The sequence below is a fragment of the Martinezella rhizogenes genome, from assembly GCF_000799715.1.
GTDB lineage: Bacteria > Pseudomonadota > Alphaproteobacteria > Rhizobiales > Rhizobiaceae > Rhizobium > Rhizobium rhizogenes_C.
Map to the genome: position 1 here is coordinate 70,369 of NZ_JUHG01000001.1, position 20,698 is coordinate 91,066.

Here is a 20,698-nt window from a genome sequence, read left to right on the forward strand (position 1 = left end):
CGCGACCTTGATCGTGATTTAGGACGTCGCAGAACGCGATCTAGATCGCCGGATGCCGCGAGTCAGGCCATAGTGGCGACAATTATGGTTGCCCCGGGGAAAGGGTCTCATGCTATTCGTGCCGTTGCCGTTCGTCGTTGCTCTCCTGCTGCTTCTGCTATTTCTAGCGGTGGTTCGGCGGGATGATGAGCTTGCCGCGAACCGGCCATTTCTTCTCCTGCTGCTGCTCTGTGCCGTGCAATCGGTCCTGGTCGGGCTGCGTCTGGGTTATGGCGTGCAGTGGATTGGCTATCTGGCGCTGGTGATCCCAACGGTCATGCCGCCGCTGGTCTATGCTGGCGTGCGCAGACTGGGCGTGGACAGTCGGAGGCGCTGGCCCGCCCTCCTGGGCTTCTATAGCTTTCCGCCCGTTGTCATCGCCGTGTTGGCCATTATCCGGCCCGAGGCCATCGACATCGCGATGATCCTCATTCAAATCGCCTATGCCTTGGCCTTGCTCTGGCTTGTTCGCCCTGGTCCCGATGCACTGGGTCTGGCGTCATTCGAGGCGGCGCGACCGGCTCATCGAGCGCTTGTCTTCGCCGCCGGCGCGCTGTGTTTCTCGGCCTTGATCGACGCGCTGGTGCTGTTTGATTTCGGCTGGACCCATGGTGCGCATGTTGGCCTGATCGTCAGCATCGCCAATGTCGTCGGCCTGCTTGTCCTCGGCACTGCGGCAGCTTCGGCCAGCCGGAATTCCACCGACGCCGAAATGTCGGACATCCCACCTGTGCTTGACGCGGCCGAAGACAAGGATACCGTCGCCCGCATCCACGAGCTGATGCGGGAGAAGAAACTCTATCGCGACGCCAATCTCAATCTCGAGCGGCTGGCCCGCAAAGCGGGGATACCGTCGCGCCGTATCTCGGGAGCGATCAACCGGGCCACGGCCAAGAACGTCTCTCAATATGTCAACGATTACCGGATTGCCGAAGCCTGCCGACTACTGGCCGAAACGGATCAATCGGTGACCGAGATCATGCTTGAGGCTGGTTTCCAGACCAAATCGAATTTCAATCGCGAGTTTCGCAGGGTCACCGATATGACACCTGTCGCCTGGCGTGAGAAGTGCGCTTATTCCGCGACGGCCTAACGGCGGATCTACTGTCTCGCCCTGTATCCAAGGCTGCGGCTGATATCGCCGGCCGCTTTGCGCAGCATCGATAGAAGCGCCTCGCGCCGCTCGATGTAGCGGCTGGTCAGCGTGCCCAGATTGAGGGCGGCAACGACATTGCCGGTGGCGTCGAAAATCGGCGTGGCAATGCCGGTTGAACCTGTGACGAATTCCTGGTCGTTGACCGCGTATCCATTCCGCCGCACTTTGACGAGGATATCCCGGATCTCCTCCACATCGGTGATCGTATAGGGCGTGTAGGACAGGAACTGCACGCGGGAGAGATAATCTTCCAACGTCTGCTGCGGCGCGTGGGCGAGAAGAACACGGCCCATGGCCGTGCAATAGGCGACGATGGCGGCATCCAAATTCACGTCATAGCGTATGGGCTGGCGGCTCACGCTTTTTGCCAGCCGGCGGATGTCGCAATGGGCGTTCATGGCGCTGAGCAGCACGGTCTCGCCGGATTCGTCGCGCAAGCGCTCCATGAACGGCATCGCCTTGACCACCAGCGGCTCTTCATGGCGCCGGAAAGGGAAGCCGTGCCGGCCCGCCTCGACCAGCATGTAGCGCCCGGAGGAATCCTGCACGAGATGGCCGCGCGCGGCGAGCGTCTGGAGCAATCCATGCGCGCTGCTTTTTGGCAGGGCCAGGTCGCGGACGATCTGCGACAGCGCAACGGCTTCCCGCCGTCCCGCCATATATTCAAGAATGTCGAGGACACGTCCGGCGCTCTTCACTTCCGAGTTCATATATGTGAACGACCTTCCCGTTGTTGGTCTGGCGATCGGCCTGTAACAGTTGTGCCGAGAAAAGCGACAACCGGCAAGGCGGGTGCGGTGATGAGCGAGACGAAAAAGCAAGCAGAGGTCAGTGAACCCTGGCTCTGGCCGGACGAAGTCTGGCGGAGCCGCGTCGACAAGGTGCGCGCCGGGCGGTCGTTGCGGCCGGCCAAATGGAAGAATGGCGCCCGCATGGCGGTGGCCTTGTCCTTTGACGCCGACCACGAGACGTTCGAATTGCGCAATGGAGGCATTTCGATCGGCCGGATGAGCCAGGGGCAGTATGGCCCTCGTTCAGGCATGCCGCGCATTCTCAAGCTACTGGAGAAATACGCCGTTCCGGCCTCGGTCTTCATGCCGGCGGTGTCGGCGATGATCAATGCTGATGAAGCGCGCGCCGTCGTGGCCTCGGGCCATGAGCTCGGCATGCATAGCTGGATACACGAATTCAATTCGCGCCTGGACGAAGTGACGGAACGCGATCTTGCGCTGCGCGCCGCCGATGTGCTGGAGCGTATTTCCGGTGTTCGACCGGTCGGAATGCGCACGGCTTCCTGGGACTTCAGTCCATATACGCTGAAGATCGCCCGCGAGATGAAGCTACTTTACGATTCGTCGCTGATGGCGGATGACGAGCCCTATGAGCTGCTCGAAGACGGCGAGCCGACGGGCATCGTCGAAATCCCGGTAGAGTGGATCCGCGACGACGCTCCCTATGTGGCGATGGACCGCATGACCGGCGCGCGACCCTATGGCGGCCCGTCGATGGTTCTCGATATTTTCCAGCGCGAGCTGGAGGTGGCCTATGAGGAGGGCGGGCTATTCCAGCTTACGCTTCATCCGCATCACATCGGTCATCGCTCGCGTATCTTCATTCTGGAAGAGATCATTCGCCAGGCGCAGGCCAAAGGGGACGTATGGTTTGCCACCCATGCGGAGCTTGCCGCCTATTGCGCTTCGGAAGCCGGGCTGAAGACATTGCACCAATAAAAGATTGGCGCCCGGCGGGGCGTGACGACGTTTTTGAATTTCAAAGGGGGTAGTAGATTATGCATTTCAAGTTCTTATCCGCAGTGGCTCTTGCCGTAAGCCTTCTGGCAACGGCCGCCTATGCGCAATCGGCGAAGGATATGCTGACGATCGACCTGCCGAATGATGCGGCCACGCTCGATCCGCATCTTCAATGGGACACGGACAGCTACAGCGTCTATCGCAATATCTTCGACAATCTCATCACCCGCGATACAGCGGGCGCGATCGTGCCGCAGATCGCGACGTCCTGGAAATATCTCGACGACAAGACCCTCGAATTCCAGATCCGCGACGATGTGACCTTTCAGGATGGCAGCAAGCTGACGGCCGAGGATGTTGCCTATAGCGTCAACCGCATCATCGATCCGGCTCTGAAGAGCCCGCAATTGTCGCAGTTCAACCAGATCATCAAGGCCGAGGCGACCAGCCCAACTATGGTGAAGATGACGACGAAGTCGCCCTATCCGGCGCTGATTGCCCAGCTCGTCAAACTGTCGATCGTGCCGAAGGCCTATGTCGAGAAGGTAGGAGCTCAGGAGTTCAATCTGAAGCCGATGGGCAGCGGTCCTTACAGGCTGGTGCAGTGGCAGAAGGGCGTGCAGACCGAGCTTCAGGCGAACGATCGCTACTGGCGTGCAAAGCCGCCCTTCGAACATGTGGTCTTCCGCGCCGTGCCCGACGTCTCCACCCGCATCGCTGATCTCAAGACCGGCAAGGCCGATCTCGTTCGCGATCTTCCATCCGATCAGGCGATCGCGCTGAAGAGCAGCGAGGAGGCGCAGGTGTTGTCGGTTCCGACCGAGCGCGTCGGCTACATCTACATCAACGCCCAGGCTGGTGCGACGCAGGATGTCCGCGTGCGTCAGGCGATTGCCTACGCCATCGACCGCCAGACCCTGATCGATGCTCTGCTGCAGGGCTTCGGTTCCCCGGTCAACGTCGTCGGCGCCAAACCGATCTTCGGTTACACCGAGAGGGTGGAAGGCTACCCCTTCGATCCGGATAAGGCGCGCGCCTTGGTCGAGGAAGCGGGTGCCGAAGGAGCGAAGATCGAGTTTCTGACCTCGCCCTCCTATGATCGATCGATGGTGGAAGCCATCCAGCAGATGCTGAACGATGTAGGACTCGATACGACGATCACCTCGCTCGATCAGGCGACATTCTTGAAGCGTCGCCAAGGGGATGCCAAGGATGCTGGCAGCGTGGCTTTCGGCCGCTGGTCCTGCGCCTGCCAGGATGCGGATGGCATCATTTTCCCGCTGTTTCGCACCGGCAGCAGTTGGGCGAAATATAGCAATCCAGAGTTCGACGCTCTCGTCGACGATGCCAGGTCGACGCTCGACAGTGACAGGCGGCTGGAGGACTATCGGAAGGCCTATGAGATCCTGAAGCAGGACGTGCCCGGCATCGGGCTTTATCAGGGCGATGCCGTCTACGGCGCCAGCAAGAATCTGAAGTGGCAGCCGAGCCCTAACGAGGCGATGTTCGTCATGGATATGAACTGGCAGCAATAAGCCGGCAGATTGTGGATTTGGTCGGTGACTGGGGCCTGCCTTTCTGTATCAATAGGCTAGACGTGTCCGGCGATTCTGATCCGCCGGACACCATGTCCTCCCGCCTTTGACCTTTCGTTCGGATGGCTTTCATGACCCTTGCAATTTCCCCCGATGATATCGACCATGCAGCGCTGCTTTCTGAATTGCAGCGCTGGGTGGAGATCGAAACCCACACGCCGGATGCCGATGCCGTGAACCGGCTGGCCGATCGCGTCGAGGCGATTGCCAAGCAAGCCGGTCTCGTGACCGAGCGGACGCCCGGAACGATGGGCTTTGGCGATATTCTGGCGGTGCGTTCTCCGCGCCCCGCCGGCAGCAACCAGAAGAGCACGCTCATCCTGGCCCATCTGGACACTGTTCACGCGGCCGGCACGATCAAGAACCAGCTGCCCTGGCGGCAGGAGGGTGATCGTCTCTACGGGCCTGGTATCTACGATATGAAGTCCGGCGCCCTGATGGCGCTGGAGGCGATGAAGCTCGCGGTCCGCCATGGCTCCGGCCCGAAACTTCCCGTCGATCTGTTGTTTATGCCGGATGAAGAAGTCGGCAGCCTCAGTTCACGCGCACTCATCGAGGCCTATAGCCGTAGTGCGGGCTATGCCCTTGTGGTCGAGCCTGCCCGTGACGGGGGCAAGATCGTCGTCGCGCGCAAGGGTGTGGCCATGTACGATATCATCGTCCGTGGTCGCGCCTCTCACGCCGGCACCCGGCCGCAGGATGGCCGCAGCGCCGTCCGCGCTGCCGCACGGCTGGTGCTGGAACTCGAGGCCCTTAATGACACGGCGCGTGGCGTCACGGTGACTGTCGGCACCATCCACGGCGGCACCGGGCGCAATACCGTTCCGGCGGAATGCCAGATGCAGGTCGACGTGCGTGTGCCTGATGAGGGGACGGCTACGGAAATCCTCGGCAGGATCGAGGCCCTGAAGCCGGTCGATCCGGATATCACGCTCGAAATCAGCGGTGGTCTCAACAGGCCGCCATTCCCGCAATCCGAAGGCGGCAAGCGGCTTTTCGACCATACTGCAGGGATTGCCGCCGAACTTGGAATCAAGCTCGAAGGTGTCAGCACCGGCGGCGGTTCGGACGGTAATTTCACCGCGGCTCTCGGCGTCGCCACGCTGGACGGGCTAGGTGCTGATGGAGCCGGCGCGCATACGTTTGACGAGTATATCTTCGTCAGCAGCATCGCGCCGAGGACAGCATTGCTTGCCAATCTCATGCTGACGCTCGACGGCAAAGAATGATGCCTGGCGGCGGGTGAGGCTTGCATTGACGGTGACTTAGGTCGTGAACCTGTGCGCGGCACCTTCGACCGGATTGGCCCAGACCATGGAGCCCGGCGCGAACGGTGTCTCGCCTTCCGCGCGTACGACCATCTCCCCCATATCGGTGATATCGAGATGGATGATCGCTTCGGCGCCGAGGCGTTCGACATGGCGGACCTTGCCCTGCCACCGGCCATCGGTTTCCGACAATTTGATATGCTCGGGCCGGATCCCGTAAGTCTGGCATCCGAAACGTTCGGCGATCTCGCCGCTGTAGAGGTTCATTCTGGGGCTGCCGATGAAGCCGGCGACGAACGGGGTGGCCGGGTGGCGATAGAGCTCCATCGGACTGCCGACCTGTTCGATCGCGCCGCCCTTCAAGACGACAATCTTGTCGGCCATGGTCATGGCTTCGACCTGATCATGGGTGACGTAGATCATCGTCGTCTTCAGGCGGGCATGAAGTTCCGATATCTCCAGCCGCATCTGGGCTCTGAGCGATGCATCGAGATTGGAGAGCGGTTCATCGAACAGGAAGACCTTGAGGTCGCGCACGATGGCGCGGCCGATGGCGACGCGCTGCCGCTGGCCGCCGGAGAGCTGCTTCGGCTTGCGATCTAGCAATTGAGAGAGCTGGAGCGTGTCGGCGGCCGCGCGCACCTTAGCCTCGATCTCCGCTTTCGGGCGGCGGGCGAGCGATAGCCCGAAGCCGATATTCTCCGCGACGGTCATATGTGGATAGAGTGCGTAGCTCTGGAACACCATGGCGATGCCACGTTCGAAAGGTTCGGCATGGGTGACATCCTTGCCGCCGATGGTAAGCGTGCCCGAGGTCGATTCCTCCAGCCCGGCGATGATGCGCAGCAAGGTCGACTTACCGCAGCCGGATGGTCCAACGAAGACGACGAATTCACCGGAGCGCACCTCGAGATCGATCCCCTTGATGACTTCGAGCGCACCAAAACTCTTGCGGACCTGTTTCAGAGTGAGTTCAGCCATTCTGCTAACCTTTCACGGCGCCGGCCGTCATGCCCGCCACGATCTGCTTGTTGAAGAAGATGAAGACGGTCAGGGGAGGGATCGTGACCAGAAGGATGTTCATGAAGAGCAGGTTGTACTGGCTCGTATACATGCTCTGGAAATTATAGAGCGTGAGCTGCACGGTGACGTTCTCCTTGCCCGGCAAGTAATAGAGCGGGTTGGTGAAGTCGTTGAAGATCGCGATCGACTGCACGACGATGTTGGTGACCGTCACCGGCTTCAGGAGCGGCAGGATGACCCGAAAGAAGATCTGCCATGGCTTGGCGCCGTCGATCCGCGCGGCTTCATCTAGATCGCGGGGGATTGTCGCAATGAACGACCTGAAAAGAAGGGTCGAGAAGGAGAGGTTGTAGGCAACCTGAATGAGGATCATTCCGCTGATGGTCTTGAACAGGCCAAGCTCCTGCAGCAGCCCGATGGTCGGCACCACTGCGGGCGGCATCATCAAACCCATGAACAGAGCGACAGAAGCAACTGTATTCCAATGGGTTTTTCGCCGCTGCATCACGTAGCCAACCATCGCCGACAGCAGGATCAGGATCGTCACGGAGACGACGGTGATCAGCGTCGAATTGAAATAGGCGAGAAGGAGCTGATAATCACGCGCCTTGAACACCGCGACCAGATTGTCCCAGAGCAGCCAATGTTCCGGCAGACCGAAACTCAGCCGGGAAGCCTCGGATTTCGATTTTGCCGCTTGCAGCAGGACGAAGACGAAGGGCAGCACGAAGATCACCATGGCGACAGCCAACGAAAGCAGCCCGACGATGTAAGGCCGTATCTTTCTCATTCTTCGACCTCGCGCCGGTTGAACCATAGGGTGAGGGGCAGGATGATGACGGCAATCAGCGCAAACAGGATGACGTTGCCGGCGGTCGACAGGCCGTAGAAACCGGCTTGGTATTGCTTGTAGATGACCGAGGCGATGACGTCGGACGAAAAGCCGGGGCCGCCGCGGGTCATCGACCATATGAGGTCAAAGGATCTGAGGCCGCCGATCAGGGACAGAGTGACGACCGTGACCGTGGCCGGGCGCACCAGCGGCAGTGTGATGCGCCGAAATTGCTGGAACCGCGTGGCCCCGTCGATACGGGCCGCCTCGTAGTAGTCGGGACTGATCGCGGCGAGACCGGCGATGAAGATCAGGGTCGCCAGACCCACGCCCTTCCACAGGTCGACGAGCGCCACGGAAAAGAGAGCCAGCGCCGGATTGGTGAGCCATCCGGGTCCGGGGATGCCAAGCGTTTCAAGCGCGACATTTATGATGCCCCTGGTGGGATGCATCATCACCGTGAAGGTAATGCCGATGCCGATGGTCGAGACCAGAACGGGGAAGAAGACCAGCGTGCGCAGAAAACCGCGCGCGAAGATATTGCCTGTCAGCAGCACGGCCAGCAGAAGGCCGCAGACGGTTTTCAGCCCCGATGTCGTCACGGCATAGAGCAGCGTGTTCACGAGCCCCTGGACGAGGAACGGCTCGGAAAAGAACTGCCGGAAGTTCTCCAGGCCAATGAATTCCGCCGTTACGAGATCCCAGCGCGTCAGGCTGAACCACAGGGACGAGACCGTGGGGGCCAGAAACAGCACGCCATAGATGATGGCGGCCGGGATGAAGAACCACAGCGGGTAGGGCGATTTGTGCGAGCGCGGGCGTGTCTCAGTCATGGCTCCCTCTTCGATCGGGTGGAACCCCGCCAGCGAAGGGCGAGGTCGATTGTCCCGAAAGACGCGCTACCAGTTGGGAATGCCGAGCTGCTTTGCCTGCTTGCGCACATCGTCGTCATAGAGCGCGGCGGCGTCGGCCGGCTGACGGATGCCGGAGCCGACTTCGACGGTAATCTGCTCCAGCGACGGCCCCTTGATTGGTGAGGAGAACTCCAATGCCGGCGTCGTCATGCCTTTCGTTTCGAAATAGGGAAGCATGTCCCTGACCGAAGGCGGCACGTCGGCGGGCAGGGGGCAACCATCGATGAGAGAAGGCCCCTGAACGGTGTTGGTGGCCATCATGATCTTGCAGCCCTCGACGCTTCCGACGAAGTCCGCGAATTTCTTGGCCTCGTCGATATGCTTGCTGCCGGTGGGAATATAGAGCGCCGCCGGCATCCAGATCGTCAGGCCATTCTTTGACGGATCGTCTCCCGGCTGGGCAAAAAAGCCGACGTCATCGAGATTGTCGGAATAATCCTGCTTGAGGGCGCCGATCGCGAAGGTCAGCATCGGATAATGCGCGGCTTCGCCTGTCGCCACCATCCGGAGCCCATCATCGTAGCTGGCGGCGCCGAAATCGTCATTCATCAGACCGGCGTCGTGGATTTCCTTCAGGTGCTCGAAACCTTTCATTGCTGCGGGTGTCGTGGCGTATTTGATCTTGTTGTTCGTGTAGTCCTCCGCGAAATTCGGTACAGCGGCGTTGAGGCTGTAATAGTCCGCCAGAACGAAGAGTTGCGAGGTCCAGGTATCGCGATAGGTCTGCGCGACAGCCACCTTACCGGCCGCCTTCACCTTGGCGTTGTTGGCCATGAACTCGGCCCAGGTTTTGGGAACGGATAGGCCGAGTTCCTGATAGATCTTCCTGTTATAGAAGATACCGCCGCCCTGGGCTGTGCCGAAAGGAACGCCATAGACCTTGCCGTCGGCACGCACGACCGCCTTGAAGCTCTCATTCACGTTCGCTTGCGACGGCAGGCTGCTCAGATCGACCAATGTCTGCGCGGGCTTGATGGCCTGCATCAGCGAGCCGGAATTGTAGAGGAATACATCGGACATCTCGCCCGTTGCAAGGCGCGTCTTGATGATGTTATCTCCCTCGCCGCCGCCCGGCCGCTGTTCGATGTCGATCGAGACGTCGGGGGCCTTCTTCTCATAGGCCGTCACCAGCGCGTCGGCGGCCGCGACCGTGTCGGGGCTGTTGTCGATCAGAAATGAGAGTTTAGTTTCCGCCTGCGACGGGCCGGCCGCGATCAATGCGGCAAGCGCCGACGCGGTCGCAAAAATGACTCCAATACGCTTTGTCATGACGCTCCTCCTCCGAACGAATAGACATTGAACGATTATGCAATTTCACCGCGTGGGAAGCGTGAAGACGATCTCATGCGTTCCCGGATCGACAGTCGTCTCCCCAACGACTGGCTTTCCATCGACCGACGGGTTCTGGTGTCGACGCCCCGGTCGGAACCGTCCGACGCACCCTTTCGGCAATGTCAGCCGATAGGTCACCTTGTCGCCGCTCAGCTCCCACGCGGCTTCGATGCGACCCTGAGGCACGTCATGATGGGCGGTAACGGGCGAGAGCGACGGGATAGGCGCCGGATCGATGATGACTTCGGCAAACCCCGGTGCGCGTGGGCTCGGCGAAATGCCGGCGACGCTTTCGAACAGCCATTGGCAGACGGCGCCATAGGCATAGTGATTGTAGCTGTTCATGTCCGGGTCGTAGATGGTGCCGTCGGGCGCCAGCGCGTCCCAGCGCTCCCAGATCGTCGTTGCGCCCTGCGCGACCTGATAGAGCCAGCCGGGGACCTCCTGTTGAAGGAAGACCTTCTCGGCGAGATCATCCAGGCCGAGCTTCGTCAGGGCCGGCAGCAGGGCGGGCGTGCCGATGAAGCCAGTTCCGATCTTGTAATCGGCGTCGATGACCACCTGCCGGAAATGCCGCTTGGCTGCATCCTGGTGCTCGGCGGGGATCAGATCGTAGAGAAATGCCAGCGCATAGGACGTCTGGTCGTTATGCGCGAGACGTCCGGATGGAGTGATGAATTCGTGCGCGAAGGCTTCCCTGATCTTTTTGGCGCGCGTCTTCATGCGCTCCTCGAGCCCGTGATCGCCAACGACGGCTGCGATCTTCGCCAGAAGGTCGCTCGAAATGAAGTGGTAAAGTGTTGCCGCGCAATCGTCACCGATGGTCGGGCGGGGCTTGCGATTGTCGCCGATCGGTTGCAGCCAGTCGCCGAAGGTAAAGCCGCGGTCGCCCCAGTGGGACGGTGGTCTCACGATTGGGCCGTCCGAGATCGACCAGACGAAATCGACCCAGCGCACCATGGCATCCAGGCACTCCGAGAGAATCTCGCGGTCGGCATAATGAGTGTAGAGCACCCAGGGGATGACGACGATCGCATCGCCCCAGCCGGTCGAGCCGGCAAAGCCCGGAAAGTGCTCCGGATGCAGGCGCGTCGGATCCGGCGAAAAATGAGAAACCGCTCCATCCGGGCGTTGATCGGCCATGACATCGCGCAGATATTTTCTGAGGAAGGACTGGCTGTCCGTCAGCCAGCATGCCGTTGCGGCAAATACCTGGGCGTCGCCGGTCCAGCCGAGGCGCTCGTCGCGCTGCGGGCAATCGGTCGGCACCTCGATGAAGTTGGCGCGTTGCGACCAGATGGTGTTCTGGACAAGCCGGTTGACGAGCGCATTGCCCGAGGCGAAGCCGCCGGCAAGGATGGGGACCGAGGAGATCGGAACCGAGGAGATCGCGACGATTTCCGCGTCGCCCTTGATCGCTACCCGGGCATAGCGAAAGCCCTGGAAGGTGAAATGCGGCGCGTAGGTTTCATCGCCGCCGCCGCGCAGCGTGTAGATCGTGTGCGCCGGGGCGGTTCGGTAATTGCGGTTGTCGAAATAGCGGTCAGGCCCCAGAACCTCGGAATGCTCGACTTGCACCTCCGCGCCGGCCGTGCCGCGAACCGTGTATCGCACGTAGCCGCCGACATTCTGGCCAAAGTCATGGATCGTCCGGCCCTCTGCATCGCTCCAGCTTTCGATCGGAGCGATCGGCTGCAACTCTTTCACCGGCGCGGTTTCATGGGCGACCAGCAGCGTCTTGTCGAAGGACAGCTTCTCCGTCGCGTGGGTCTCGGAAAGCGCTTCCTCACGAGCATCGTAGATCTCGCCAAAATAGATGCCGGATTGTTGGATCGGCAGCAGACCGCTTCGCCAGCTCGTGTCCGTGGAAAGAACGACGCCGGCCGGACCGATCAGGTCCACGATCGCCGCCGTCCTGTCGCCCCAGCAATTGGGTACGGCCTTCCACATCAGCGGCGAGCGATACCATCCGTCGGCAAGCCAGATCTCGATGCGGTTCTCGCCGGATTTCAGGAGGTTAGACACGTCGTAGCGCTGATAGGCAATGCGATCGTCATAATTGGTCCAGCCCGGCGTCAGTAGGTCGTCGCCGACGCGCTTGCCATTGATGAAGCAGCGATAAAGGCCGAGCGCCGAGACGAAAAGCTCGATCGGTCCGAACGGTCCGTCGAGATTGAAGGTCTTGGCGATGAAGCTTGCAGCCGTACCCTGACCTTGGTCCGACAGCGGCGCGATCATCTCGCCCGCCCAGTTGCGCGAAACCCTGCTGCCTCGAATGGCGGATGGCTGAAAGTTCATCAAATCCTCCCATTTGTGTAGAACGTTCTCCGTATAACGTTCTACATTTTTTGCCGATGTGCAATAGAAAATTTCCAACCGTTCTGTCATGGTGAGGAACACGCGCGTCGTGCGACTCGCGGCTTCAGTCTGGGAATTTGATGTCAGTCGATAGTAGAAAACCGCCGGAACGGGCCGATCGGGTGACGATCCGAACGGTCGCGGCACATGCGGGCGTGTCGGTCGCCGCCGTCTCCAAGGTGATGCGCAATGCCTATGGCGTCAGCGACAATCTTCGCGCCAGGGTAACCGTGTCGATCGAGGAATTGGGGTATCGTCCATCACGGGCGGCGCGAGGGTTGCGCGGACGAACCTTCACGATTGGGCTGCTCCTCGTCGATATCCGCAACCCGTTTCTTCCGGAGGTCATCGCTGGCGTCAATGCCGTCCTGGCGCCTTCGCACTATCAGGCCATGATCGGCGTCGGCGAAGCCCGGATGCAGCTGGAGACGTCGCTGATCGAATCGATGATCGACTACAAGATGGACGGCCTTATCCTCGTCGCGCCCCGCTTGCCGTCCGAGATCATTGCGAAATTTGCCGCGCAGATTCCAATCGTCACCGTCGGCTATCATGATCCGACGGCGGATGGTTTCGATACGATCAACGCCGACGATCAGCGGGGGGCGGAGATTGCCGTCGAATCGCTTCTGGAATGCGGCTATCGCGACATCGAGATGATAAGCCAGCTGGCACGCGAGGGTCATAAGGTTTCCGTCGTCCGACAGCGTGAAATAGGCTACCGGCGCGCCATGCAGCGTGCCGGCTTCGGCTCCTCGGCGCCGATCACCAATATTCCAATCGAATCCCCCAGGCGCGAGGAGACCATCCGCAAGTTCCTGGCACGCAGTGACAGGCCACGCGCCATTTTCTGCTGGAGCGATATCGATGCCATCGTGGTGATAAGCATGGCGGTGGAAATGGGCGTGCGCGTGCCGGAGGATCTGGCGGTCGTGGGCTACGACAATTCATCCATCGCCGCACTCGGCCTCGTCAATCTCGCCAGCATTGACCAATCCGGCCGGGAGCTTGGCCAGACAGCCACCCGGACACTCTTGTCGCGTATTGAAGGTCGCCACGAGGCGATGCACATCCTGCAGACGCCGTCGCTGGTGACCAGGCGAAGCCTGATGGGATGAGGTCGCGGGTGTCCCCGATCCCAGGATCATGGTGCGTAGCGGCTGACCTCGATCCCGGAGCCGACTGGCAGCAGTACGCTCGTGATTCCGGCCTTGGCGCGGATGGCCCGGCCATAGGCCTGCACATCCTCGTTTCCGGGGCGGATCATGTTATCGGCGATGATGATCGCGCCCGGATTGAGCTTGGGGTAGAAGGCCTCCAGGCAGGGCACGTAGAGATCCTTCCAGAGATCAACCAGTACGAAATCGACGCCGACCGCCAGTTCGGAGATCATCTCCACGGCATCACCGACCTTGAAGTCGATATGGTTGGCAAGTCCGGCCTTCGTCGCCTTGTCGTGGGCATAGCCGGACTTGTAATCATGCAATTCCATCGTGATCAGTCGTCCGCCGGTTGCGCGAGCGGCTTCCGCCAACCAGATGCCGGAATAGCCGAAGGAGGTGCCGAGTTCGAGGATGTTCGGCGCCTTCAGGCTCTTGGCGATGATGTTGAGCAGGCGGCCGGTTTCCGGTCCGACGGCGCGCATCCGGCGATCCTGGCCGCCGTCGCGGCCGCCCGGTGGCATGTCGCGCGGCTTGCTCTGCTCTTCCCGGATCAGCTCGTGATATTCATCGAGCACCGCCAGTATTTTGTCGTCCATATCCAATCCTCCATCCAGCCGCAGCCTGCAGCGCGCACGATAGGAGCGAATTCTGTGGTCGTCGAGGCTACCTGGCAGCCGGTTCGGTTCGCGTCACTCTAACGTGATCGATCAAATCGCTCCGTCGACGATCACCATGGGGCTGCCGCGGGAACATGTCTCGACGCGGGCATCGATCTTGTAGATATCGCGCAGCATTCCGGTGGTGATGACCTCAGGTGTCGCACCGCTGGCTGCCATTTTGCCCTGCGCGATCACGATGGTGTTTTCGCAGTAGCGGAGCGCATGGTTGAGATCGTGGAGCGCGATCAGGACGATCATGCCGTCCCGCTTGGCGAGATCGGTAATGAAGCCCAGGACTTCGATTTGCCGGTGAAGGTCGAGCGCCGAGGTCGGTTCGTCCATCAACAGGATTTCCGGCCGGCGAATGAGCGCCTGTGCGAGCGAGACGAGCTGGCGCTGCCCGCCGGAAAGCTCGCCGAGGCCACGAAAGGCCAGGTCTTCGATGTGCAATGCCTTCAGGATGGCATCGATCTCCGCAAGCTCGTCGTCGGCGACCCGCCAGCCGCTGCCTTGCTTTGCCGAAAGCAGGACCGATTCGTAGACGGTCAGGACGGCATTGGCGCCGGTGTCCTGCGGCATGTAGCAGATCGAGCGCGAACCCCGTGCCGCACCGGACAGCTCAACCAGTCCCGGCCCCTTGATCAGGCCGGCGATGCGCTTGAACAGCGTCGACTTGCCGGCAGCGTTCGGGCCAATGATCGCAGTGACGCTGCCGCCCTTGAGGTCGCTCAAGGTCACATCGGAAAGTACTTTCGCCTTCCCGTAGGAGGCTCCGAGGTTATCGAGTGCCAAGGCTACCATGAGCGCCTCCTGCTGCCGAAGATCAGGATGAAGAAGAAGGGAACACCGACCAGCGCGGTGATCACTCCGATGGGCAGGATCGCGCCGGGGATGATGATCTTGCTAAGGACCGAGGTTGCCGACAGCAGAAGGGCGCCGCAGACGATCGAAGCTGGCAGGAAGAAGCGCTGATCCTCGCCGACGATCATGCGGGCCATGTGCGGGCCGACGAGGCCGACGAAGCCGATCGTGCCGACGAAGGATACGGGGATTGCAGCGAGCAGGCTGACGAGCATCATCGTCCTCAGGCGCAGCGCGCGTACATTGACACCCATGCTCGCGGCCTTGTCTTCGCCGAGGCGAAGCGCTGTCAGCGCCCATGCGTCCCGCATGAACAGTGGCACGATGACGACTAGCATGCCGGCGATGATGGCTACCTTGGGCCAGGTCGCCTTGGTGAAGCTTCCCATCGTCCAGAAGACGATTGCCGAAAGCGCTTGCTCCGAGGCCAGATATTCGAGCAGCGACAGAGCTGCATTGAAGGTGAACACCAGGGCGATGCCAAGCAGGACGATCGTCTCGACGCTCACTCCGCGCATGGTCGAGGCGAAGTGGATGAACATTGCGGCCGCCATCGCCATGATGAAGGCGTTGATCGGCACCATATAAGCAACCGCTCCGGGATAGAGCGCGACGCCGCCGACAAGGGCGAGGGCTGCGCCGAAGCTTGCCGCCGCCGAAATGCCGAGCGTGAACGGGCTTGCCAGAGGATTGGCGAGGATCGTCTGCATCTCGGCGCCGGCGACTGATAGCGACGCGCCGACGACGACCGCCATCAGCGCAATCGGCATGCGGATATCCCAAATGACGACACGCAATTGAATGGCGGCGCTGGCAGGATCGAAGATCGCGGATAGAACCTGCCGCAGGGTATAATTTGCCGGCCCAAGCGCCATGTCGAGGGCGATGCTCATACAGAGGGCGAGGCCGAGGAGCGCCAGGATGACGAGGCGGCGGAAGACGCGGGAGCGATATTGCTCGCCTCCGGTCACGATTGCTTGAAACGTCCCAACGGACATGACGGCTTGTCCTTCGGCAAAATACGAGAAGCCGGCTCCCGGCCGAGATCGACCAAATTACCGGCACCAGGCACGAGCGATCGCTCGACGAAAACTGAGACCGTCTATGCTTTTATGAGTAAAGCAGTCAAGTTCATTCTGGCGATGATCGAGTGTGCGATCAGAAATCGGCAACCTTGCCCCAGACCGAGCCGTTCAGTCGGTCCGGATAGTAGGGTTTCGGATCGACGATCGGCTCTGCGCCCGTGACAAGGTCGGCGATAAGATGACCAGCTCCAGGGCCGATCCCGAATCCGTGGCCACTGAAGCCTGCCGCCAGAATCAGCCCGGGCAGGCTCGGCACTTCGCCGATCGCCGGAACGCCGTCGGGTGTGCTGTCGATATAGCCGGCCCAGGTGGCCGTGACTGGCGTTTGGGCAAGCGCCGGGAGCAGAGCTCGCGCCCGCTCCAGGGTCGCTTCGATCTGTTGGCGATCCGGACGGGGATCAAGAATGCGGTTGCGCTCCATCGGCGTCGGCCGATCGAGCCGCCAGCGTGACAGGCTCTCATGGCCGCCCCTCATGCCTTCAAACCCACCGGGCGCGAGGCTACGGCGACGCTTGATGAACATTGGCACGAAATGGCGCGCGAAACGGAGCTGCTGCAAGGTCGGATCGACGCGGGCGCGACCGCTGATGGCAAGCGTATAGCCGCCGTCCCTCCTGCGCGTGGCGGAGACTGCGGCGGTATGCAGCGCTGCCGGCAAGCCTTTGGCACCGGGGCCGACCGAGAGGATCGAGGAGCGGATCGCGGCTTGTGGGAAGCGGATGCCGAGTTGCCGGCAAAAGGACGACGCCCAGGCGCCGCCGGCCATCACAACGGTTCGGGTGCGGATCGTGCCGGCTTCGGTAATGACCCCACTGACACAGCCGCCTTCGACCTCCAGGCCGCGGGCGGCACACATCTGATGGACACTGCCGCCGAGCGCCATGATGGCGCGGGCCACCACGGGGGCTGCGCGTGATGGATCGGCGGTACCGTCCGTTGGCGAGAAGACCCCGCCTCTCCATCGCTGACCGGTCGCCACTCCGAATTCGCTTGCCTTTTTGCCATCGAGCATATGGGTGGTGACGCCGACGCCTCTGGCAAAATCGCCCCAGCGTGCCCAGCCGGCAAGTTCCGCGTCGTCATTGCTCAGATAGAGCAGGCCGCAGCGGCGAAAGCCGGTATCCTCGCCGCTGTCCTTGCCGAAATCCTCCCAAAGGGCCAGGCTCTTGGTGGAGATCGGCAGCTCTCTGGCGTCCCTGTTCTGCTGTCGGCACCATCCCCAGTTCCGGCTGGATTGTTCGGCACCGATCCGGCCCTTTTCGATAAGGGCGACTTTCAGGCCGCGCCGTGCCAGATAATAGGCCGCAAAGACGCCGACGATACCACCGCCGATCACGACCGCATCCGCCTCCTCGGGCAGAACAGGTGTGGTTTCGATGTGCAGAAGGGGGGCGGGCATGGCTTTCTCCGGGTTTCAGGCCAGCATTCTAGCCGAGCTTTCGCCACGCAAATGCTGCAGATCGCCACCAGACAGCATTTCCTTTGGTCGCATGTATCGCTCACGAATACTTGTGCTAAGATATGGATATTGCGTAATTATATCGAGATAATTGAATTCGATTCCGCTTGCTAAGCCGGGCGTTCCGCATAAAATGCCAAAGATTATTTCGCAGGCGGCGTGCCGCTACAGGCAAACTGGAGTGCGCCGATGAAGCTCGATCGGATCGACATCAAGATTCTCTATGAATTGCAGAAGAACGGCCGCATCACCAATGTCGAGTTGGCCGAACTCGTCAATCTCTCGCCCAGCCCCTGTCTGATGCGGGTGAAGAAGCTGCAGTCGGAAGGCTATATCGCCGGCTATTCGGCCCAGATCAACATCGCCAAGCTCGGGCAGACGCTCACCGTCTTCACCGAAGTCACGCTCAAGAACCATCGTCAGATCGATTTCGCGCGGTTTCTCGCGGCGGTCGAAAAGGTGGATTCGGTCGTGGAATGTCATCTCGTTTCGGGCGGCTACGACTATCTGGTGAAGTTCGTCACCGCCGGCATTGCCGAGTACCAGACGACGATGGAACGGCTGATCGATATGGAGATCGGCATCGACAAATATTTCAGCTTCGTCGTGCTGAAATCGCCAATCGTCAAGGCGCATATGCCACTGACCAGCCTGTTCCCGGTCTGAGGTTTTTCCTTACTACGATATGCGAAACGCCCGTCAGCGTTTCGCGAAAGCCCGCATCAGCTCGGGATCCTGTTCCAGGCCGTCCAGCCAGCCTGTGTCGAGCTTCGGCACGGAGGAGAAGAGCAGCTTGGAATAGGGATGCTTGGCCCCGCCGGCGAGATCGGCGGATGCGAGTTGTTCGATCTTCTCTCCGCCATACATGACGATGATCTCGTCGCAGATCGCCTGCACGGTCGACAGATCATGACTGATGAAAACGTAGGAGAGGCTGAGCTCTCGCTGTAGTTCCTTGAGAAGATCGATGATGGCGGCGGCAACGACCGTGTCGAGGGCCGAGGTGATTTCGTCGCACAGAATGAGCTTCGGCTCGGCCGCAAGCGCGCGGGCAAGGTTGATGCGCTGCTTCTGACCGCCGGACAGTTCCGGAGGGCGGCGGTGCTTGGTGGCTCTTGGCAGATGAACCATGTCGAGGAGCTGGTCGATCCGCGCCTCGCGCTGCTTGCCGCCGAGATTGCGATAGAAGGAGAGGGGCCGTCCGAGAATCTCGCCGATGGACTTGGCCGGGTTGAGGGCCGTATCGGCGAATTGGAAGACGATCTGCAGCTTGCGCAGCTCTTCGCGCTGGCGCTGGCGGGCATCGGCGGCAAGCTGCTTGCCGTCAAAGATGATATCGCCGGAAACTGGCGGCAAGATCCCAGCAATGGCGCGGGCGAGCGTCGATTTTCCGCAGCCGGACTCGCCGATAACGCCGAGATTGCGGCCCGCTTCGAGCCTGAGGCTCACCGATTTGAGGGCCGTTGCCAGAGGCAGGCCATCCGGCTGGATCTGCCCATAGCCCGCCACGATGTTAGTAACCTCGAGGAGGGCTGGGGTCTTATGGGACCCGGTCGGTGCGGGGGAGGCGTAGAGCTTGGGTTCGAAAGCGCCGAGCAACTGGCGCGTATAGGGATGGGAGGGGGCCGTAAGGATCTGTTCGGTTTTGCCGATCTCCTGGATCTCTCCGCCCTTCAGGACGACAATACGGTCGGCCACCTGGGCTACGACCGCGAGGTCGTGCGACACGTAGACGCCAGCAATGCCGCCCTTTTTCATCACCGATTTGAAGGCCCGGAGAACCTCGATCTGCGTCGTCACGTCGAGCGCGGTCGTCGGCTCGTCGAAGATCACCAGCTTCGGATCGCCGATCAGTGCCATCGCAGCCGAAAGGCGCTGTAGCTGACCGCCGGACACCTGGTGCGGGTAGCGCGAACCGATCGTCTCCGGATTCGGCAGGCTCAGCGCCTTGAAGAGCTCGACGGCACGCACTTTTGCCTCTTCTGCGGGCATGAGATCATGAATGCGGGTGATTTCGATCACCTGCTCCATGATGGTTTGTGCCGGGTTGAAGGCGGCCGCTGCACTTTGCGGGATATAGGCGACTTCGGTGCCGCGAATGCGAGCTCTCGCCTTTTCCGGCAGGCTTGCCATGTCCTTGCCGGCAATCAGGACCTCGCCACCACTGATCCGGCATCCCGGCCGCGCGTGACCCATCAGGGTGAGCGCGATTGTCGTCTTGCCCGAACCGCTTTCGCCGATCAGGGCGACGATCTCGCCGTCTTCGATATCGAAGCTGACGCCACGGATGATCTCGACCACGCGGCCGGAATCGGTTTTGGCCTCGACCTTCAGGTCGCGAATTTCGACGAGCTTGGCCATCAATTGCTCCGGTCTCGGATTTTCTGGGGCAGGTTGTCGATCAGCAGGTTGACGCTGATCGTCAGGCTGGCGATCGCGATGCTCGGGAAGATCACCGCCGGCGCGCCGAAGGGCAGGCCGCCGATGTTTTCACGCACCAGCGCGCCCCAGTCCGCGTTCGGCGGCTGGACGCCGAGGCCGAGGAAGGAGAGGCCCGACAGGAGCAGCACGATGAAAACGAAGCGCAAGCCGAGGTCGGCCATGACAGGCCCGAGGATATTGGGCAGGATTTCGGAGCGGATGAGGTAAAGCGCGCCTTCGCCACGAGCGCGGGCGACTGTGATGAAATCCATGGTGTTGATGTTGACCGCGAGCGCCCGCGAGAAGCGGTAAGCCCCCGGCGTGTAGATGACGGCGAGCGTCATGATCAGCACCGGGATCGAGGATCCGACACCGGCCACGACCACGAGGCCGAACAGCTTGCTCGGGATGGAGTTCAGCGCATCGAGAAAGCGGCTGAGCACGCTGTCGAACCAGCCGCCGGTCACCGCCGCGATCATGCCGAGCGCGACGCCGGTGAAACAGGAGATACAGACGGCCGCAAGCGAGATGCCGACGGTATAGCGCGCGCCCATCAGGATGCGGGAGAAAATGTCCCGGCCGAGATAGTCGGTGCCCAGCCAGAACTTCGTCGAGATCGGCCCGAAATAGTCGAAGTCGACGATATCGCCGATCGGATAGGGGATCAGCAGCGGCGCGAAGATGGCGATAAGCGCCCAGGCGAGAATGACGCCAAGGCCGATCATGCCGATGACATTAAAGCGGAAGCCGAGCTTGCGGGGAGTGAACGCGGTAAGGGCCAT

General features: G+C 61.1%; 18 protein-coding genes. 6 read left to right on the top strand and 12 right to left on the bottom strand.

Translation table 11 applies throughout. The annotated features are described in order from the left end of the window. Positions 1-109 precede the first annotated feature (109 nt). Entirely contained in the window at positions 110-1,132 is a 1,023-nt protein-coding gene (locus EX00_RS00335; protein WP_052210606.1) for a helix-turn-helix domain-containing protein, read from the top strand. 8 nt (positions 1,133-1,140) lie between these two features. Here the strand turns inward: EX00_RS00335 and EX00_RS00340 are convergent, their stop codons facing one another. Beyond that, positions 1,141-1,905, bottom strand: coding sequence for an IclR family transcriptional regulator (locus tag EX00_RS00340; protein WP_047453007.1), 765 nt, complete (start codon positions 1,903-1,905; stop codon positions 1,141-1,143). A gap of 90 nt (positions 1,906-1,995) precedes the next feature. Here EX00_RS00340 and EX00_RS00345 point away from each other — a divergent pair, with 90 nt between their 5' ends. The 3 genes from EX00_RS00345 (at position 1,996) to EX00_RS00355 (ending at position 5,770) form a co-directional block, all read left to right on the top strand. Continuing rightward, positions 1,996-2,925, top strand: a complete 930-nt coding sequence (locus EX00_RS00345; RefSeq protein ID WP_047453008.1) for a polysaccharide deacetylase family protein — start codon at positions 1,996-1,998, stop codon at positions 2,923-2,925. Positions 2,926-2,984: 59 nt separating this feature from the next. Continuing rightward, positions 2,985-4,481, top strand: coding sequence for an ABC transporter substrate-binding protein (locus EX00_RS00350; RefSeq protein WP_047453010.1), 1,497 nt, complete (start codon positions 2,985-2,987; stop codon positions 4,479-4,481). 131 nt (positions 4,482-4,612) lie between these two features. Then, positions 4,613-5,770 (top strand): M20 family metallopeptidase, encoded by a 1,158-nt coding sequence (locus tag EX00_RS00355; protein ID WP_047453306.1) that lies wholly within the window; start codon positions 4,613-4,615, stop codon positions 5,768-5,770. 36 nt (positions 5,771-5,806) lie between these two features. On the opposite strand, the gene EX00_RS00360 is transcribed toward EX00_RS00355, so the two are convergent. From EX00_RS00360 to EX00_RS00380, 5 genes are all read right to left on the bottom strand, one after another. Then, the gene (locus EX00_RS00360) at positions 5,807-6,790 is read right to left on the bottom strand and encodes an ABC transporter ATP-binding protein (RefSeq protein ID WP_047453012.1); all 984 of its coding nucleotides are present in this window, start codon (positions 6,788-6,790) and stop codon (positions 5,807-5,809) included. 4 nt (positions 6,791-6,794) lie between these two features. Next, positions 6,795-7,622, bottom strand: a complete 828-nt coding sequence (locus EX00_RS00365) for a carbohydrate ABC transporter permease (protein ID WP_047453013.1) — start codon at positions 7,620-7,622, stop codon at positions 6,795-6,797. After that, positions 7,619-8,497 carry a carbohydrate ABC transporter permease gene (locus tag EX00_RS00370; RefSeq protein WP_047453014.1) on the bottom strand — a complete coding sequence of 293 codons (879 nt, stop codon included), beginning with the start codon at positions 8,495-8,497 and terminating at the stop codon, positions 7,619-7,621. Before EX00_RS00370 ends, EX00_RS00365 begins: the two co-directional genes overlap by 4 nt. A gap of 66 nt (positions 8,498-8,563) precedes the next feature. Continuing rightward, positions 8,564-9,847 carry an ABC transporter substrate-binding protein gene (locus EX00_RS00375; RefSeq protein WP_047453015.1) on the bottom strand — a complete coding sequence of 428 codons (1,284 nt, stop codon included), beginning with the start codon at positions 9,845-9,847 and terminating at the stop codon, positions 8,564-8,566. A gap of 45 nt (positions 9,848-9,892) precedes the next feature. Further along, positions 9,893-12,208, bottom strand: a complete 2,316-nt coding sequence (locus EX00_RS00380; RefSeq protein ID WP_047453017.1) for an alpha-L-rhamnosidase — start codon at positions 12,206-12,208, stop codon at positions 9,893-9,895. A 140-nt stretch (positions 12,209-12,348) separates the two neighbouring features. Between EX00_RS00380 and EX00_RS00385 the strand changes: the two genes are divergently transcribed. Beyond that, a complete protein-coding gene (locus tag EX00_RS00385) occupies positions 12,349-13,386 on the top strand; it encodes a LacI family DNA-binding transcriptional regulator (protein ID WP_047453019.1) in 1,038 nt (345 codons plus the stop codon). Between the two features lie 26 nt (positions 13,387-13,412). On the opposite strand, the gene EX00_RS00390 is transcribed toward EX00_RS00385, so the two are convergent. The 4 genes from EX00_RS00390 to EX00_RS00405 all read right to left on the bottom strand — a co-directional run bounded on the left by EX00_RS00390 (position 13,413) and on the right by EX00_RS00405 (position 17,435). Beyond that, complete coding sequence (locus EX00_RS00390; protein ID WP_047453022.1) at positions 13,413-14,027, bottom strand: O-methyltransferase; 615 nt, start codon at positions 14,025-14,027, stop codon at positions 13,413-13,415. A gap of 111 nt (positions 14,028-14,138) precedes the next feature. Further along, complete coding sequence (locus EX00_RS00395) at positions 14,139-14,891, bottom strand: ABC transporter ATP-binding protein (RefSeq protein ID WP_047453024.1); 753 nt, start codon at positions 14,889-14,891, stop codon at positions 14,139-14,141. Continuing rightward, positions 14,885-15,949: a FecCD family ABC transporter permease gene (locus EX00_RS00400; protein WP_047453026.1), complete on the bottom strand. Its 1,065-nt coding sequence runs from the start codon at positions 15,947-15,949 to the stop codon at positions 14,885-14,887. The genes EX00_RS00395 and EX00_RS00400 overlap by 7 nt, the downstream gene beginning before the upstream one ends. Before the next feature lie 160 nt (positions 15,950-16,109). Then, positions 16,110-17,435 carry an NAD(P)/FAD-dependent oxidoreductase gene (locus EX00_RS00405; protein WP_047453028.1) on the bottom strand — a complete coding sequence of 442 codons (1,326 nt, stop codon included), beginning with the start codon at positions 17,433-17,435 and terminating at the stop codon, positions 16,110-16,112. Positions 17,436-17,684: 249 nt separating this feature from the next. Between EX00_RS00405 and EX00_RS00410 the strand changes: the two genes are divergently transcribed. Then, positions 17,685-18,161 carry an Lrp/AsnC family transcriptional regulator gene (locus EX00_RS00410; RefSeq protein WP_007697831.1) on the top strand — a complete coding sequence of 159 codons (477 nt, stop codon included), beginning with the start codon at positions 17,685-17,687 and terminating at the stop codon, positions 18,159-18,161. 33 nt (positions 18,162-18,194) lie between these two features. Here EX00_RS00410 and EX00_RS00415 read toward each other — a convergent pair whose 3' ends face one another. Both EX00_RS00415 and EX00_RS00420 read right to left on the bottom strand, forming a co-directional pair. Then, positions 18,195-19,856 carry an ABC transporter ATP-binding protein gene (locus EX00_RS00415; protein ID WP_047453030.1) on the bottom strand — a complete coding sequence of 554 codons (1,662 nt, stop codon included), beginning with the start codon at positions 19,854-19,856 and terminating at the stop codon, positions 18,195-18,197. Beyond that, positions 19,856-20,698: an ABC transporter permease gene (locus EX00_RS00420; RefSeq protein WP_047453031.1), complete on the bottom strand. Its 843-nt coding sequence runs from the start codon at positions 20,696-20,698 to the stop codon at positions 19,856-19,858. Before EX00_RS00420 ends, EX00_RS00415 begins: the two co-directional genes overlap by 1 nt.

Coding starts and splice junctions, on each gene's coding strand:
- EX00_RS00365 (WP_047453013.1), bottom strand. CDS start 7,622: ATGAGAAAGATACGGCCTTACATCGTCGGGCTGCTTTCGTTGGCTGTC.
- EX00_RS00335 (WP_052210606.1), top strand. CDS start 110: ATGCTATTCGTGCCGTTGCCGTTCGTCGTTGCTCTCCTGCTGCTTCTG.
- EX00_RS00360 (WP_047453012.1), bottom strand. CDS start 6,790: ATGGCTGAACTCACTCTGAAACAGGTCCGCAAGAGTTTTGGTGCGCTC.
- EX00_RS00385 (WP_047453019.1), top strand. CDS start 12,349: ATGTCAGTCGATAGTAGAAAACCGCCGGAACGGGCCGATCGGGTGACG.
- EX00_RS00395 (WP_047453024.1), bottom strand. CDS start 14,891: ATGGTAGCCTTGGCACTCGATAACCTCGGAGCCTCCTACGGGAAGGCG.
- EX00_RS00415 (WP_047453030.1), bottom strand. CDS start 19,856: ATGGCCAAGCTCGTCGAAATTCGCGACCTGAAGGTCGAGGCCAAAACC.
- EX00_RS00380 (WP_047453017.1), bottom strand. CDS start 12,208: ATGAACTTTCAGCCATCCGCCATTCGAGGCAGCAGGGTTTCGCGCAAC.
- EX00_RS00420 (WP_047453031.1), bottom strand. CDS start 20,698: ATGGCCCTTACCGCGTTCACTCCCCGCAAGCTCGGCTTCCGCTTTAAT.
- EX00_RS00350 (WP_047453010.1), top strand. CDS start 2,985: ATGCATTTCAAGTTCTTATCCGCAGTGGCTCTTGCCGTAAGCCTTCTG.
- EX00_RS00345 (WP_047453008.1), top strand. CDS start 1,996: ATGAGCGAGACGAAAAAGCAAGCAGAGGTCAGTGAACCCTGGCTCTGG.
- EX00_RS00375 (WP_047453015.1), bottom strand. CDS start 9,847: ATGACAAAGCGTATTGGAGTCATTTTTGCGACCGCGTCGGCGCTTGCC.
- EX00_RS00370 (WP_047453014.1), bottom strand. CDS start 8,497: ATGACTGAGACACGCCCGCGCTCGCACAAATCGCCCTACCCGCTGTGG.
- EX00_RS00355 (WP_047453306.1), top strand. CDS start 4,613: ATGACCCTTGCAATTTCCCCCGATGATATCGACCATGCAGCGCTGCTT.
- EX00_RS00340 (WP_047453007.1), bottom strand. CDS start 1,905: ATGAACTCGGAAGTGAAGAGCGCCGGACGTGTCCTCGACATTCTTGAA.
- EX00_RS00390 (WP_047453022.1), bottom strand. CDS start 14,027: ATGGACGACAAAATACTGGCGGTGCTCGATGAATATCACGAGCTGATC.
- EX00_RS00400 (WP_047453026.1), bottom strand. CDS start 15,949: ATGTCCGTTGGGACGTTTCAAGCAATCGTGACCGGAGGCGAGCAATAT.
- EX00_RS00410 (WP_007697831.1), top strand. CDS start 17,685: ATGAAGCTCGATCGGATCGACATCAAGATTCTCTATGAATTGCAGAAG.
- EX00_RS00405 (WP_047453028.1), bottom strand. CDS start 17,435: ATGCCCGCCCCCCTTCTGCACATCGAAACCACACCTGTTCTGCCCGAG.